Origin of the sequence: Paenibacillus sp. Root52, from assembly GCF_001426865.1 — a bacterium.
GTDB lineage: Bacteria > Bacillota > Bacilli > Paenibacillales > Paenibacillaceae > Paenibacillus.
On record NZ_LMFO01000005.1, the window covers coordinates 13,723 to 30,951 of the forward strand.

11 protein-coding genes are annotated in these 17,229 nt (G+C 45.7%); 6 read left to right on the forward strand and 5 right to left on the reverse strand.

Translation table 11 applies throughout. The features are described from left to right. Positions 1-532: 532 nt before the first annotated feature. Positions 533-2,602: an nSTAND1 domain-containing NTPase gene (locus ASD24_RS07620; protein ID WP_056693960.1), complete on the forward strand. Its 2,070-nt coding sequence runs from the start codon at positions 533-535 to the stop codon at positions 2,600-2,602. Between the two features lie 288 nt (positions 2,603-2,890). Here ASD24_RS07620 and ASD24_RS07625 read toward each other — a convergent pair whose 3' ends face one another. Both ASD24_RS07625 and ASD24_RS07630 read right to left on the reverse strand, forming a co-directional pair. Continuing rightward, positions 2,891-4,741, reverse strand: a complete 1,851-nt coding sequence (locus ASD24_RS07625; RefSeq protein ID WP_056693963.1) for a sigma-54 interaction domain-containing protein — start codon at positions 4,739-4,741, stop codon at positions 2,891-2,893. Between the two features lie 536 nt (positions 4,742-5,277). Beyond that, positions 5,278-6,201, reverse strand: a complete 924-nt coding sequence (locus tag ASD24_RS07630) for a proline dehydrogenase family protein (protein WP_056693967.1) — start codon at positions 6,199-6,201, stop codon at positions 5,278-5,280. A gap of 231 nt (positions 6,202-6,432) precedes the next feature. On the opposite strand from ASD24_RS07630, the gene pruA reads away from it, so the two are divergent. Continuing rightward, complete coding sequence (gene pruA / locus ASD24_RS07635; protein ID WP_056693970.1) at positions 6,433-7,980, forward strand: L-glutamate gamma-semialdehyde dehydrogenase; 1,548 nt, start codon at positions 6,433-6,435, stop codon at positions 7,978-7,980. Between the two features lie 203 nt (positions 7,981-8,183). After that, positions 8,184-9,491, forward strand: a complete 1,308-nt coding sequence (rpoN, locus tag ASD24_RS07640; protein ID WP_056693973.1) for an RNA polymerase factor sigma-54 — start codon at positions 8,184-8,186, stop codon at positions 9,489-9,491. 165 nt (positions 9,492-9,656) lie between these two features. Here rpoN and ASD24_RS07645 read toward each other — a convergent pair whose 3' ends face one another. Beyond that, entirely contained in the window at positions 9,657-11,078 is a 1,422-nt protein-coding gene (locus ASD24_RS07645; RefSeq protein WP_235540455.1) for an aspartate ammonia-lyase, read from the reverse strand. 360 nt (positions 11,079-11,438) lie between these two features. Here ASD24_RS07645 and ASD24_RS07650 point away from each other — a divergent pair, with 360 nt between their 5' ends. Both ASD24_RS07650 and ASD24_RS07655 read left to right on the forward strand, forming a co-directional pair. After that, positions 11,439-12,716 carry a methyl-accepting chemotaxis protein gene (locus tag ASD24_RS07650; RefSeq protein ID WP_056693976.1) on the forward strand — a complete coding sequence of 426 codons (1,278 nt, stop codon included), beginning with the start codon at positions 11,439-11,441 and terminating at the stop codon, positions 12,714-12,716. 201 nt (positions 12,717-12,917) lie between these two features. Further along, positions 12,918-13,766, forward strand: a complete 849-nt coding sequence (locus tag ASD24_RS07655; RefSeq protein WP_056693978.1) for a hypothetical protein — start codon at positions 12,918-12,920, stop codon at positions 13,764-13,766. A gap of 355 nt (positions 13,767-14,121) precedes the next feature. Here ASD24_RS07655 and ASD24_RS07660 read toward each other — a convergent pair whose 3' ends face one another. Further along, positions 14,122-15,096 carry a ring-cleaving dioxygenase gene (locus ASD24_RS07660; RefSeq protein WP_056693981.1) on the reverse strand — a complete coding sequence of 325 codons (975 nt, stop codon included), beginning with the start codon at positions 15,094-15,096 and terminating at the stop codon, positions 14,122-14,124. Positions 15,097-15,389: 293 nt separating this feature from the next. Between ASD24_RS07660 and ASD24_RS07665 the strand changes: the two genes are divergently transcribed. Then, positions 15,390-16,151, forward strand: a complete 762-nt coding sequence (locus tag ASD24_RS07665; protein ID WP_056693984.1) for a YwaF family protein — start codon at positions 15,390-15,392, stop codon at positions 16,149-16,151. 89 nt (positions 16,152-16,240) lie between these two features. Here the strand turns inward: ASD24_RS07665 and ASD24_RS07670 are convergent, their stop codons facing one another. After that, positions 16,241-17,035, reverse strand: a complete 795-nt coding sequence (locus ASD24_RS07670; protein ID WP_056693987.1) for an SDR family oxidoreductase — start codon at positions 17,033-17,035, stop codon at positions 16,241-16,243. Between the last annotated feature and the right edge of the window lie 194 nt (positions 17,036-17,229).

The window sequence follows — 17,229 nt, forward strand, 5'->3', positions numbered from 1 at the left end:
TTTTTTGCTGATGCGGTATGTGTGTTGCATTTCTGTAGTCAGAAAGGGCTTATTAAGTATCATACGACGTCCGCGTTTTAATTTCGGTTGATTGGTGATAGAAGCAAGTGATAGGAAGGGGGGCGCCACTGAACGATAGGGGGATGAAGCGCGTTTGGCTTCCGAAGCCTCCGTCTTGGAGGAAAGAGTCCTCATTTGGCGCATCCACTCATTTAATCGCTCTGGATTGATTCCGATTTGCCCGCTCAGATTACAGATATCGAGGTTTTTTCTCACACAAATCCGCCTTTCCGAGAATTTCGAGAAGTATAGATGATGAAAGGGAAGCATGATAATCGAAATCAGTTGATCAGTGGAATGCATTCATCAATACGTTGTTAAACGTTTACATGTCCGTAATGAAGTCTTTTCTATAATTTGGCTTTTATCGAGATTTTATCATTTTATACTTGATTATGCGTCTCAATATAGTCTCAATTTGATTGAAAAAAAAAGTAAATTGAAAGTACTAGTACTAGTACGGAGGACATAGATGGGAAACAGTGGTGAATCACGATATGATAGTTATTTTGGTCAGGGCAAACGATTTGTTGGACGAATTCGAGAACTGAATATGTTGAATCATTGGTTTGCCGATTCGGTAGCGCCGCTCACTATTTTTTCGGTAACGGGAATGGGGGGCATAGGCAAATCCTCCTTACTCTCGGAAATGATGGCTGTATCGCGTAATCGTGGGGCAACTGCAATCTGGATGGATGGTAGATTCTGCGGCTCGACCCCTTCGGTTTTCCTGGATTATCTATCTTCTGCGGTAGGGCTGGAGACGATGGAGCGTGGAGGAGATTGTCCGCCATTAAGTCGTCTGCGCACTGCATCTGCTCGGAATCGATACGTTATTGCGGTGGATAACTATGAGGAACTGGTTTTGCTGGAAAGTTGGTTTCTTGAGGTATTTGTTAATAAAATACCAGCTAACGGTGTGCTTATTATATTGGCATCCAGACCAGAGCCTGCTTCAACTTGGCGAACACATCCCCGTCTACAACAATGTCTAATTCAGATGCCGCTGCAGCATTTCACAGATGAAGAGGTAACGAATTATATTGCGGGTGTGGGTACGTTGAATCGCCATATGGCAGGCAAGATCGCTCGTATGACGGATGGTCATCCGCTGGGTCTTGCACTGGCTGTGGAAGCGGCTGATCAGCATTGTAATATACGTCTGAGAGAATGGGCTGAATTATCACATATGGTCAGTGCCCGTCTGTTGCATGAACTGACATTGCCCAGCCTGCAACCGATGGTAGAGGTGTTAACCCTACTAGAGACCGCGAATCAAGAATTGTTATCCTCTGTACTGCAAACAGAAGTGACGCTACAGGAATACCAGGTTCTGAAACGGATGTCGTTTATTCGTTCTGACCCGAGCGGTGTGGTCTTACATGATCTAGCACGACTACATTTGCTGCGGGATTTTCGTCAACGAGAACCGCAACGAGTGCAAGCTATGCGTGTTCGGATTGCAGGTATCCTGAGACCGTTGCATGAAAAAGCGAAGCCACATGAGCGCAATCAGATCACGAGAAAAATGCTGTTATTATGCCAAGAGTCCATGATACAACACCGAAAATACGCAGATGTTTCTGCTGACTCCCTGTTCTCGCCAATGGAGGCGATGAGGATGGAGGACATGCCGGCACTCCAGCAGCTGCTTTGGCAATGGTGCCAATATAGCGTAGAACCGTGGCAGGCACCGCTATATCGCGATTTTCTGGACGAATTGGCACGTCGATACCCAGAAGGCATTGTGGTTATGCGGGATAAGAGCGGTGAACCGATTGCGATGTTCATTACTGTTTTTTTGCACCGAGAGAGCAGTGAGATTCTACTCAAATATTTTCCCGATGAAATGCAGGAGTGTTTTACGTTTGATGAAATGAAGTGTGACCCGGATCAGGCGGATACACATTATGCGGTTTTGGTCGCGGCTAGAGATGATGTACCCGGATATAAGCGTGAAGAGCTTGTTGGTTATATGGCACTGGATCGGTTGTCGTTACTGGGGGATGGGGCTAGAGTGATGCTGGTGGCCACCAATCCGAATCTTAAGCTTTTCCTGCAAAGTATTGGTTTTCAGATGCGAAAAACCCGTACTCGTGTATGTGACTTGTATGACGAGCAGGCTGACGTGATGGAATTGGATCTGCGCAAAGAGAAATTCGGGGATTGGGTCATGTCTCTGCTGAACACAGAGACTTTAGCTAATGGCACCTCCCATTCAACGGCGGTTAAGGAACGGGTGTCATGGACGGAAACGGATGTCCGCAAAATGCTGTCGCTATTACATTCTCCTGGAGAATTGCAGCCTTACGCGGAGCGAATGAATGCTATGGAGAATGGCATCCAATTTCAGATATATGTGTTAGATCTGCTTGAGGGAAGAACGCATGGTATCTGTCAGCAGGATCAGATGCTACTGTATGCGGCCTATTGGACACATGCTGGCAATCCAACTGCCGCTGCACAGGTATGTTCCATGAGTCGTGCGACCTTTTATCGTCATCTACGAGCTGCCCTGAAGCGGTTAGCGCGGGTGTTATAAGTCAGGATACCCGTTAGGGATGAATTGATGAGTAGTTGCAAAAATGAATCGATGGATAGTTGAAGAAATGAATGCATGAAAAAAGTAGATGAATAAATACAAAAGACACGCAGTGGAGGTTAGTAAACCGTTACTGCGTGTTTGGTGTGAGCACTTATTAATTTCTATGGAACTTACAACGGTTCAGGATCGAATAGTGCCATTCGTACCGCAGCAGAGCCCTCAGACTTAAGTCCTCAAACAAGTACCCCTCAGCCCTTCGTGCCCTTAGCCAGATCTGGAAATGAATTATAGACCAAGCCGCTTCATCCGGTTGTATAACGTTGCTCTTGAGATGCCGAGCTGACGAGCAAGGGTGCGTTTGTTTCCTCCCACGTCTTGTAGATATTGGAGTAATAGCTCTGATTCAAATGCATCAAGCCGATCCTGATAAGAAGAGGATGAAGGTTCGCTGGACATCCCTAACGGCTCCGAATTAGTTTCATCAGTAGCATCAGTAGAATGTAGCCCGCTGACTTGTGTCTCTGAGTGAACAACATCTGAACTTGCATACGAATGAAGAGATAGTGCCTGCTGATTGTTGGTTTGTTCTTGGTTCATGGATACAAGTAGCGATTCGGGTAGATATTCTGCCTTTACCTCACCATCCGTGGTGAGAATGGTAATTCGTTCGATGACATTCCTTAGTTCCCTTACATTACCCGGCCAGTCATATTCGAATAACAGCTTGAATACGGCTGGAGGTACGAGTTCAATATGCCGGCTATATAACAAAGAGAACTCCTGCAGAAAGGTCTGTGTTAATTCATAAATATCTTCCTTCCGTAGACGTAACGGAGGAATGATGAGATTAATGACATTCAGCCGGTAGTAGAGATCCTCTCTAAACTGACCACGTGCAATCATATCCATTAAATTCTGATTGGTTGCTGCAACGATTCGGCAATTCGCCTGTTTTATACGTGTTCCACCTACGGCAAAGTAGCTTTTCTCCTGCAATACACGGAGTAGCTTAACTTGTAGCTCCAGCGGCATCTCGCCGATCTCGTCTAGAAATAATGTTCCGCCTTCCGCAAGCTCAATTTTGCCCTTCTTGCCCTTCGGATCAGCTCCGGAGAAGGCTCCCTTCTCATAGCCGAACAATTCACTTTCGAACAAAGAAGCAGGAATGGCACCGCAGTTTATGGCGACAAAAGGTGCAGTTTGTGGTTCGCGTAGATCATGAATGGCTTTGGCAAATAGCTCTTTACCTGTGCCGCTCTCTCCGAGAATGAGCACTGTTGCTGAAGTGGTGCTGATTTTGCGGATTGTTTCCAGGCATTGTTTGATGACTGGGCTGCTGCCTTTGATTTTGGCAAAGGGATCTACGTCCGGACGCAGCCTGGCGACAGCTTTTTCTAGATGTTGAACTTTGGAGGTCATGTGCAGCAATTCCTGGTGAAGTCGGATTTCAGTTGTTATGTCCACTTCGGCTGCGACTGCTCCAACAATTCGGCCATCCAGATACACTGGACGTGCATTGATTAAAGCGAATAGATCAGGTCTTGGTTGATGCTGTTTGCGATATACGATTTCGCCAGTGTAGAGTGTTTTGAGTGATTGAAGTCGGTCGAGTGGGAAAAAATCTGCAGCGGGTTGGCCGATGATATCCTCTCTACGAATAGAGAATACATGCTCCGCATCGGATGTCCAGTAGGCTACTTTTGCCTCCTCATTAATTAAAGTAAGTGCAGTACCTGCCGTTTCCAGTGTGGTTTCGAAGTAGGCTTCCAGAAGGCGATGGGCGTGATACATCTCTTGCAGTAGATCGGATGAGGCAATATAACCGAGTATGTGCTCTGCTTCGTCTTGAATTAATACATATGGACTGGCATAGAAGAGAGGCAGGCAGATTGCCAGATCCGTCGATGATAAGACTGTTGGTACAGGTATTCGTTTATGGGACGGAGTCTTATCGGTTTCGGACGTTTGGGGTATCCATGAATATCCTGACGTATCGCGAACAAAGACAGGTCCCTGAGAAGTTTCACGGTGAGTTGGTTGTGAAGCTATTCGATGAGTGTACTCCATAATGGTCTCGCCCTGAATGATGAGGTCAGTGCGTAATAAGGACATCAGATTGGGAAGTAAATGTTTCAATGCGATCACCTCAATTAGAACATTGCGTTATTTAAAAGGAAGTATGTGTAGTCCTTCTATAACAAATGGTTAGGACACCCATAATGTTAAACATATTATAGCTTTCCAAATGATGTATGTATATATTTTTTGACATCAAATGGTTAGGTATGGAGGTGTTGCGTCGCAGAGTATATCAAACAGATAAAGTATGCGTTTACAAAACGATATGTATTGTGCAAATGCTGATATGACGTTGTTCTGGCGATATAACAAGTGATATGTAAGTTATATAATGTGACATCGTAATGTTTTAATTTTTAGATAAATTACGGAGGTGTTTAGGATAATTTGCAAGAGATTATCGGCAGGTGTCTAACTATTTATACACTTCAATTTGGGGATGTTAAATTTTTAGACATTGTTGGTGGATGTGAAATAAGATAGTTAAGAGAAGCATGGTGAACATGAGGAAAGGCGAAGGAACACAAAGGAATGCGAAGAAACATGCCAACCTTGAGCGATGCAGGTTGGCATGAGATGAAAGTAAACACATATTATCTGAACATATTTTTGACAACCATCCAGAGGTTAGCCGGTTTTTCCGCCAGTCGGCGAGTATAGTAGGGGTACCACATCGTGCCATAGGGAACGTAACAGCGAATCCGATATCCCTCTTGCGCCAATCGCTCTTGCTCACTCATGCGTAAGCCGTACAACATCTGAAATTCAAACGCATCTGGCGAAATCCCTCGATCTTTCGCGTATTGCTTCGTCCATGAGATGATGTGGTCATCATGTGATGCAACTGCGGTATAGACACCTTGGTCGAGATGATGCCGAATCATCAATTTGAACTGATCAATGACTTCCGAGGTATTTTGATAGGCCACCGCAGCAGGTTCTTTATAAGCGCCTTTGACCAGCCGAAGCCGAATCCCTTCCCGAATCATATCCCGTGTGTCTTCTACTGTTCGATGCAAATACGCCTGTAGCACCGTACCTGTGTTCACCAGTCCTTCACCATGCAGACGGCGAACGATATCCAGCGTCGCTTGGGTAAACGGACTGTCTTCCATATCGATTCTCACAAAAAGATCATGTGATTTCGCCTGCGCAGCAACTGCGCGAATATTCTGATAACCTTCTTCGGGGTCAAGGGCAAGCCCCATCTGTGTAGGTTTGAGTGATACGTTCGAATCCGCTTGCTGACGAGCAATGCCGTCGACAAGTCGTAGATATTCATCCCGATACAATGCTGCTTCGCTCAAACGAGTAATCCCTTCTCCAAGATGATCCAGGGTCGCCATGATGCCTTTATTGTTGAGTATACGGATCTCTTCAAGGGCTTCCTCTAATGTATTACCGGCAATAAACTTCCCAGCGAGCCTTTTCCCATATTTAATAGATAAATTCTCTACAGCTTTGTTGCCTGCAACAGTTAACAGCGTTTTGCGGTACATCTCCGTTCCAATACTCATCCTGCATCCTCCTTATGAATCATGCTCCTGTTACCAACATATCCAGCAAGAATCATGCCAATCTACAGCGTGGATCTATGCATCACCAATGAATTATGGAAAGCATCTAACTTCACCAAAAAAGTTACAAAAATATTCCTGCCTTAACCGGAGTTGGCACGGATCTTGCTACATATATTGGATGAGACCCAGCCAGCGAATCTATATCACATCCTGAAGGAGGAATTATTTATGAATATCCCTTTTGTGAACGAACCCTTTACGTCTTTTGCTAACCCGGCCAACCAAGAGGCTTTTGAGAATGCGCTTCGTCAGGTGGAATCGGAGTTAGGACAACAATATTCTATGATCATAGGCGGGCAAAAGGTAACCAGCTCTCGCACATTAACCTCCGTGAATCCTGCAAATAAAGAGCAGATCATTGGCACGATATATCAAGCCGATCAGGAGCTGGCAGAGCAAGCGATCCAGACTGCGGCAGAGACATTCCGTTCATGGAAGCATACAGATCCGAATGAACGCGCACGATTGTTGTACAAAGCGGCAGCGATCATGCGTCGCCGGAAGCATGAATTCTCTGCTTGGCTTGTATATGAGTCAGGCAAGACATGGCCAGAAGCAGATGCAGATACAGCGGAAGCGATTGATTTTATGGAATTTTATGCGCGTGATATGCAGCGGCTGAGTCAGCCTCAGCCACTGACGCGAATTGCTGGAGAAGATAATGAGTTAACCTATATTCCGCTTGGCGTAGGGATTGTCATTCCACCATGGAATTTCCCACTCGCCATTATGGCAGGCATGACATCAGCAGCACTCGTTGCGGGCAACACCGTTGTATTGAAGCCAGCTAGCACGACGCCAGTAATAGCTGCGAAGTTCATGGAGTTGCTGGCTGAGACGGGATTGCCAGACGGAGTGGTCAATTATTTGCCAGGACCAGGTAGTGAGGTCGGTGATTATCTGGTGGATCATGCGTTGACTCGATTCATTAGCTTCACAGGTTCAAGGGATGTTGGACTACGGATCAATGAGCGTGCAGCTCGCACGGCACCAGGTCAGAAGTGGATTAAACGGGTTATTGCCGAGATGGGCGGCAAAGACTCCATTGTAGTGGATAACGACAGCGATCTGGAGCTTGCAGCAGAATCGATTACCGCATCTGCGTTTGGTTTCTCAGGTCAGAAGTGCTCTGCGTGTTCCCGTGCCATTATTCATAAGGATGTATATGATGAAGTATTGCAAAAAGTGATTGAGCGCACGAAGCAGTTGACGATGGGAAGTCCGCTTGAAGTCGGTAGCCAGGTTGGCCCTGTTATTGATGACAAGGCGTATGCCAAAATTAATGAATATATTGAAATAGGTAAAAGCGAAGGAAGATTGGTGCTGGGCGGAGGAACAGGCAGTGCAGAAGGTTACTTTATCGAACCGACCATTATTGCGGATGTTGATCCACAGGCTCGGATTGCGCAGGAAGAGATTTTTGGCCCCGTGCTTGCTTTTATTAAGGCAGAGGACTTCCAAGATGCTCTGGAGATTGCCAACAATACAGATTATGGCCTGACCGGTGCGGTGATCTCACGGAATCGTGAGCATTTGCAGCAGGCTAGACAGGAGTTTTTTGCAGGTAATTTGTATTTTAACCGGAAATGTACTGGCGCGTTGGTGGGCACTCATCCTTTTGGTGGATTTAATATGTCGGGTACGGATTCCAAAGCAGGGGGAAGAGATTACCTATTGCTATTTACCCAAGCGAAGCTGGTATCGGAGAAATATTAAATACGTAAATTTGGTCTTCAGACGCTAACTGGATTAGGGATCGCCTTAAAGCTCAATTAAGAGCACACGCCTTAGATTGTTGTGTTATGATGTGCTCAAAATATGTACTCAATATGTACTCAATATGTACTCAATGTGTGTTCAACATGTATGTGTTCGTGCTTCGATATAAGTTCTCACACTGCCACTAAGGAGGGAGACGGATGCTCGGAATGCAGTTGGTGCAGGAGCAGCGTGTACGACTGTCCATCACACCAGAGATGAAACAATCCATTCATGTATTAACGTTGTCCAGCCAGGATTTGGCTCGTTATCTTCAGGATGCAGCATCAGACAATCCCGTTCTAGAGATTGAAGAAACCACAGCACGAGTAGCTCGCCTCCCTGCGCGGCTGAATCGAGGTGGGGGAAGCTCTTCATATGATCCGTTACTACAGGTCAGAGGAGCTGAACCTACGCTTGAACAGTTGTTGGCGTCACAGATTCGTGTACTCGCACTGTCTGCGCGGCGGAGAGCAATTGCATTATATTTGGCTGGTTGTGTCAATGACGAGGGTTATCTCACGGTTGATCTGACTGAGGTGACTTCGCTACTCGGTATATCCATGGATACGGCGATGGCAGGACTGGATGTGCTGCAATCGCTCGATCCGGCGGGTGTTGGTGCCCGTAGTTTATGCGAGTGCTTGCTTCTGCAGATAAAGCGTGATCCATCTGCTGCTCCTTATGCGGAACAGATGGTGGAGGCAGGACTGGAAGCCTTAGTTCCCTTCCATCCAGGCCGAGCAGGTACAAGGTTAGCAATCACTTCTCAACAAGCGCAGAAGGCTTATGATTATATTTCGAGTTTGAACCCTAAGCCTTGCCGCTCCATCGGCTCCAAGGTATATCCGCACTATATCATTCCGGATGTGGCTGTAGCTGTTCGAAACGGAGTGACTTGTATTCGGCTGTGCTCAGCAGGTATCCCGCGAGTATCTATTAACGAAGAGTACGCTCATTGGTTCAGAGATCCTTCTACGGATGAGTCTTGGCTGGCACGTACAGCAGAAGCAAGAGCGATTATTCGTAGTGTATATTTGCGGCGAGGGACATTAATACGCGTGGTGGCAGCGGTACTGGAGGAGCAGGAACGCTTTATGTCTGAGGGGCTGTCTGGATTAAAGTCACTGAGCATGACAGCCATTGCTGACAAGATTGGCATGCATGAGTCAACAGTAAGTCGCGCCGTCCACGGGAAGTATGTTCAAACGCCGCATGGCGTATTTGAGTTTAAGGCTTTCTTCACTTCAGGCATTGCAACAACACAGGGAGAACAGATGTCGGCATCGGCAGTAAAGTTGAGGTTAAAAGCATTGATTGCCACGGAACGTGCAGAACGCCCGTTCTCTGACAGTGCCTTAGCTACATTGCTGCAAAAGGAAGGCATCATCCTCTCGCGTAGAACGGTCGCGAAGTACAGGGAAGAGCTCCAGATCTTATCCTCGCTTGAGCGCAAGCGATGGGGATAAATAAGCAACGGAATTACTATAGTGGTTCGGTATCGAACCGCACAATAACAATAGACAGCCCCCATTAACCGAGTACATACCGGTCTACGGGGGCTGTTAATTTTTATATTTTGTTGTGTTCTGTCCAGATGGCGAATCGTTTGGACGATTTTAACAAAAAACGGACTATTGCTCCATATTAAGTAGGAAACGCTCACCAGCAATACCTGGTGTTGTCATCTGCTCTGGATGCAAAATTTCCTCAAGCTCTTCTGGGGTCAATAGACCTCGCTCCAGAATGATTTCTTGCAGAGAAGCACCTGTCTTCAATGCTTCTTTTACAATTGAGGCTGCCACATCATAACCGAGGTGTGGGTTGAGAGCTGTGATGACACTGAAGCTCTGTTTCATAATGATTTCACAGCGTTCCCGGTTTGCTTCCATCTCTTCGACAGCATAACGGGTAAATACGTCGATACCATTATTCATGATTTTCAATGATTGTAACAAGTTAAAGGCAATGACAGGCCCCATGACATTCAGTTCGAATTGACCTGCTTCGCAAGCCATGCAGATGGTATGGTCATTCCCCATCACCTGGAAGGATACCTGGTTAATGACTTCCGCCATGACAGGATTCACTTTACCCGGCATAATGGATGAGCCTGGTTGGCGCGGTGGCAGACGCAGTTCGTTGAAGCCTGCACGCGGACCAGAAGCCATCATACGAATGTCGTTACAAATTTTGGAGAGATTGACTGCACATACTTTAAGCGCAGCGGACAGTTCCATGTAAGCATCTGTATTCTGAGTTGCATCTACGAGATCTTCTGCCGTTTGCAGCTTCAATCCCGTAATATCAGCCAGATGCTCTGTAACTTTAACGATGTATTCGGGCTTGGCATTCAGACCTGTACCTACAGCCGTAGCACCCAGGTTGATGGTCAATAGACGACGATTAGCAAAATCGAGACGTTCCATGTCACGACCAAGCACCCGAGCATACGCACCGAATTCTTGTCCAAGTCGAATCGGCACCGCATCCTGAAGGTGGGTACGTCCTACTTTGACAACATCGTCGAATTCCTGCTCCTTCTTACGGAAGGCATCCTGAAGCCGTTGCATTGTCTTCAGCAAGGTTTCCGACAGATGATATGCTGCGATGCGAAGGGCTGTAGGAATGACATCATTCGTTGATTGGGACATATTGACATGATTGTTGGGATTACAGTGGAAGTAGTCTCCTTTGTTCTGCAACAGCAGCTCCAGTCCACGATTGGCAAGAATTTCGTTCATATTCATATTCATGGAGGTGCCTGCACCACCTTGAATGGAGTCTACAATAAAATGATCAATATGATGACCCTTCATCATTTCTTCAGCAGCCATGACGATCACATCGCCAATTTTGCGTGGCAGCATTTTTAATTCCATATTCGTGACTGCCGCCGCTTTTTTAACAGCAGCCAGAGCCGTAATTAGTTCGCGATGAACGGGAACGCCGGTAATGGGGAAGTTTTCTACTGCCCGTACCGTCTGTATTCCGTAGTACGCATAGTCAGGAATTTCTTTTTCACCGATAAAGTCTTTCTCAGTCCTTGTGGACATTTCGTTCGCCTCCAGTGGCATCCAAAAATAGGTCAACTCTGGCATAGCCAAAGCGCACTCAGTATATCATTTAAGCAAAATGGATGCCAAGCTAAATCATTTGACCCTAAATTCCGATAAATAATTTAAATTAAAAATATTACCCGACGTTGAAGCCAACATGAGATGATTTAAGGTTATAACATGCGATAGGGACGGATGTACCTGTTTTGTGCACGAGTTGAAGGGGAGTCATTCATCTTATAAATTATGCACTATAAGGATGGAAAGGTATTCATAATAGCGTTTTCAGTGATGAATGTCACATGTATTTTGGGTAACGATTGGTAAAATAGGAAAAAAGGACTACGAGGTGCGAATATGAAATGGACTTTAGGCGCAAAGACGGTCGCAGGTCTGGTATTGATTTCAATTATTACATATGGAACTAGCGGCTTTTTTATATTTTTTTTACAGGATTGGTTCTCATTTAATATTCCAAGCTGGTTATACATATCAATCGTTCTTGTGATGGGGGTATGCTGGAACGGCATCCTCGGTTATTTTGCATCACGGTGGCTGACACGTCCGATTGTACGTCTGGCCAAAGCAGCGCAGCAAGTTTCATCTGGAGACTTAACTACAGAAATTCCACAACGGCGTGCCGCTGATGAGCTTACAGTTCTGTACGATGCTTTTCGGGCGATGGTTACGAATCTACGTGGCATTGTGAACGATATTGCGGATAGTACACGGACAACATCCCAGAATGCCCAGTCCCTAAGTGAAGCCATTACACAGGCTGCTGAGCAAATAGAGATGATGTCGGATGCGGTAGATCATATTGCTGTCGGCGTAGAGGAGCAAAAAGTAACATCTCAGCAATCATTAGTGACTGCCGACGAGATGCTTGGCGATTTTCAACGTATGCAGAATCAGTCCATGGGCATGGCTGAAATGTCCGGTCAGATGGAACGTTCGGTAGAGCATACGAAGGAGACTTTCTCTTCCCTGATGAAAGGGATGGACGAGCTGGCTGTATCGCATAACCGTTCTCGTGACATTATGTTTCTGCTTGAAAAGGAAGCTTCGGATATTGAGGCAATTACGCAATCCGTTAAGAATATCGCAGAAGAAACTGGGCTGCTTGCTCTTAATGCATCCATTGAGGCTGCACGGGCAGGGGAAGAAGGCGCTGGATTCGCTGTCGTTGCACAGCAGATTCGTAAACTCGCAGACGAGAGTAAAGATTCCGTACATCGGATTAATGAATTAATTAGCCGAGTCCAGCAGCGGATCAGAGACACTGCTCAATTGATTCACGAACAGCATGGACTTGTGGTGAATGAATCTCAGCGGACGATTAATGTAGATCAGACGTTGCAGGAATTAACGGGATCTGTGGAAGTGTTCATGAGAGGTGCGCATGATATCGGCCTCAAAATCGCGGATCAGACGGGACGCGTAGAATTGACACATGGTCATGTGAAGCAAATCCAAGGTAAAGCAGGTTCATTCTCGGATGAAGCCAAACGGATTATGAGCGCTGCACATGAAGAAACGGCGATTATGGAGGAAATCTCCTCTTCTGCTGAAGAGCTGAGACAGTTAACTGATCGTTTGATGGACAAGACCAAAGCATTCCGGATGCAGCCTTGAGCTGTGTCTGGAGTGCTTTTTTACTTTATTTGCTAAAAGAAACGCTAGAATTTTGCTTATTTTGGTTAAACCCGAACGTTCTTTCGTAAAATGAAAAGTTTGTAAAGATATTTTTATTAAACATTAACAAAAACGCAACGCTTGGGCGATAAATGACGGTATAATAGTCATATTCCATGAAAAAAGAAGGAGCCCAGTATATTGAAAACGACTTGGACAGGTATCCTGCTGATGATTATTTTGGCGGTAGCTACAATTAGTACAACTTCCGCTGCCAAAACAACCAATGTACAACAAAAACAGCTTAACATAGATGAGCAATCCAGCCAGACCGAAGCGGTTGTGGCTTCTGATATCGAAACAACAAAAGAACATTCACTCCACCTGGAGGCATCTGCGCCAAGCAACAAGGAATATGTGTCGGTAGCTCCAGAAAATGATGCCATTCGATTATACCCAATGCAAGTAGAGGGTTCTGGATATATATATAAAGGCTTAGTGCTTGAAGCAAACGGTAAAACTCGCGAGTTCAGTGATTGGACAGCAGAGGGTGGAAGCAACAAACCGGAAATACATGAGATTGATCTGAACGGTGATGGGCAAAAAGAGATTGTCGTTATGTTTACGCAAGGTCATGGAACGGGAATTTATTTAGGTCAGGCATACATTATTCATCCTGAAACGTTCGAAGTCATGAAGATGCAATCGTTAGAAGATATTGTGAAGCAGCATGTGGAATCGAATATTAATGTTACGACAGGTCAGGTGGCAATTGACGTGTCCATTGATGGGGTTAAGGGTGATCCCATTCGGATAGAGGAAGACACAGAAGGGCTGCAATACTATGATCAACTTCTGTTTGGTGATGTCATTTATTATGGTTTGGAGAACGGGCAACTGGTTGTATCTGTATCGGGTGCCTACGGTTTTGCCGTGTACGGCGGTGAATTGAAGTTCGCTTATGGCTATGAGGATGGCGAATGGAAGGCCGTGAATGTGCACTATACGAATGAAGAATACGAAGATGGATATGAAGAGTCCTTTGATTAAGAGCTATTTAAAAGGTGATTATGAGGTTCAATAGAAGATTCTAAATGAATGAACTGTACGACATAAACAGTGGGGCTGAAAAAAATCCAGAGGGTACAGCCTCATTTTGTGCTGTCTAAAAACAAACCTCAACTGCATCTTGAGTTGGCTGTGCTCGGCGGTTCGCAGGAAGTCAGAATCATAGACCATAATAATACAACGCTCAAATCGCTCAAAGTTGCACCGGGGGATGGATTAATAAGAAAATGAACCATTATGCAAATAAAAACGATTATCGTGCCTCCCACACCACATGATAGTATTGGTGTGGGGAGACAGACGATAATCGTTTCTTCAACATGGTTACGTCATCAGATTAACGAATAACGGTATCAAGTGGTTTGAGTTGTGCTTCAATCTCTTTGCGGCGACCCTCCAAGAATGGTGGCAGGGCTAGAGATTCACCGAGAAACTCAAGTTCTTCGTCCGTATCGAAGCCGGGGCCGTCAGTGGCAAGTTCAAACAGGATGCCATTGGCTTCTCGGAAATACAGGGAACGGAAGTAGAAGCGGTCTACAAAACCTGAGTTCGGGAATTTGAAGTTGCTTACACGGTCTACCCATTGCTTCAGTTCTTCCTCGTTGTCTACACGGAAGGCAACATGGTGAACGCTTCCGCGACCAGGACGTTCAATTGGTAAGTCGTTTCGTTCTTCGACATGCACCTCAGTACCGCTTCCGCCGTCACCGGATTCAAAGACCAGAATGTCGGGCTGGCCTGTGACCAGAGCAGGGTATGAACCTTTTGAGCGGAAGCCAAGCAGATCCGTAAGAACAGGGGTTGTCAGCGACGCATCTTGAACCGTCAGGTGGATTGGACCAAGACCAATAATACCGTATTCAGCAGGTACAGGGCTTCGATCCCACGGTTTTCCTCCAGGGACACCTGAATTGTGTTCATCTGAGACTAGAATCAAACGCTGGTTCTCGAAGTCCGTAAAGGAAAGGGTCAACCGACCACCCCGCTCCGTAATTTCGCCGTGAGGTACTTCATACTCATCAAAACGTTGTAGCCAGTACGTAAGGGCTGCATCGCTCGGAACACGCAGGGATGTTGCTGAGATGCTGTTCACGCCTTCGCGTGTCTCACCAGCCATTGGAATCTCGAAGAAGGTAAGCTCTGTGCCAGGGTTACCTTTCTCATCGCCATAGAAGAGGTGATATACAGATACGTCGTCTTGATTGACCGTCTTTTTGATAAGGCGAAGACCCAAGACATTGGTATAGAATTGATAGTTATTAGAAGCGCGTGCAGTTAAAGCCGATACGTGGTGAAGTCCTTTGATTAACATATGAATTCCTCCTGAGTAGTGTAGATGTAATACAATGCTCTGTGTTATAGATGAGAGTTGTTGTTTTATTCATGAAAACTAATTTTAAGTTACTAACTTTTAGTTTGTTTTGTTCTTGGATTTATCTTAACATAAAGATAATAACAAAGCAACAGGTAAGTTAATCACTGTTATGAGGCTTGATGTCAGTCCTGACAAACTGGAAAAGAGACATGGACAATCGGATAGAACGATGGCAGAATGAAGAATATCCCAGGATGTCTTCGTCTATTCGGGAGTGAAAGGAGAGACGTATGGCATTTCCCTCATGGTTTGACCCGTTTGACGCTGAACCTTTTGTCTTTTTTTCCAAACCACATCTGTGGGCCATGGCATGTATTGCCGTTGGACTCTTACTAACATATCTGTTTCGAAACGAATTGAGAGCAACGTCGGATCGCACAAGGCGGAACATACGTATCTATCTGGCTCTGTTCATGTTCGGCTGTGAGATTGTGCTGCAGGCCTGGTACATCTATGGAGGTGTATGGAGCCTACGAACCTCGTTGCCTCTTGAACTGTGTAGTCTTTCATTGCTGCTATCCGGGGTTGTATTGTTAACTCGTAGTCGCTTGTTGCATAGTTCGCTGCTCTTTGCTGGCATTGCGGGAGCCCTTATGGCGATTGTGACACCGAACTTGGGATATGCCTATCCGCATTTTCGTTTTATTCAATTTTTTACTGCACATGCCTGTATTATTCTTGCTCTACTCTATATGACTTGGGTGGAACAGCTTCGTCCAACCTGGCGATCTGTTGTGGCTTCCATGGTATTCGTTAATGTGGCAGCATTCGTTGTATATATTATGGATGTAATCCTTGATGCGAATTATATGTTTCTTCGACACAAGCCTGATACTGCCTCAGTGCTTGATCTATTAGGGCCTTATCCTGTCTATATTTTAGGAGAAGAGATTCTTGCTATGGTGATGTTCTCACTGATGTATGGTTTATTCTTTGCCATTCCAGCGCGAGTAAGAAGCCGGATGAAGAGAGATAGAGGTACGACGTTCTGAGAAGCATCATGGTATATGTATAGTATAATCCCGTAGCATCCTGTCACAGGCGCTAGCGGGATTATTAAATTTGGGATTAGAAATCCGTATTAGCCGCGTAACAGGGATTCTGCACCATCGACATAGATGCGTGTACCCGTTACATGGGAAGACTCATCCGAAGCGAGGAAGAGCACCACGTTGGCTACCTGCTTAGAAGAACCGGCCTCATCCTTCAACGGATGCTCATGCCCTTCAGGGAACTCGACAGGAATCTGAACTTCCTTGAGGTCATCGGATGGATAGGTATTATCGTCAATATTGGTATCGATTGCGCCCGGACAGACGGCATTTACGCGGATTTTATATTGTGCAAGTTCGAGTGCGGCCATCTTCGTAAACGCAGTTTGTCCTGCTTTACTGGAAGCGTATGCAGAAAATCCGATATTGGAGAACACACGATTACCATTGATTGAACTTGTGATGATCATACTGCCGCCACGTTCCTTCATGTGGGGGATCGCATATTTAATCGTTGCAAAGGTACCACGCATATTGATCTCCATGGTCTGATCCCAGTCTTCGATTTCCATCGTTTCGATGGGCGCCATCGAACCATTGATACCTGCATTAGCAAAGACGATATCCAGTTGGCCAGCGCTTTCTGCAACCTGATTGATTGCCTGCTGTACCTGGTCTGGCTTGGATATATCACATTCGATAACGTGTGCCTCTCCACCGACATTTTCAATGGAGTTTTTTGTTTCTTCCGCATTCTCAGGTGTCCGATCCAGTAAATACACTTTAGCGCCGTGCTCGGCAAACCGGATGGCAGTCGCTTGACCTATACCTGATCCACCTCCTGTAACAATAGCTACTTTACCTTCTAAACGTTGTTCAGTCATCCTGATCCCTCCGTTTATAATAGATATGCATAGTAAATATCTTCTCTATTTCTACATACCCGACCCATAGCTGGTGAATCAGAAGGGGAGAAGGACTCGGTAACTTATACCGTTGAAGGGAAGAAGAACATGCGATAAGTAGTCCTCGAAATTGAAAAAGACCCAGAACCGCTGTGCGATTCTAGGCCTGTACC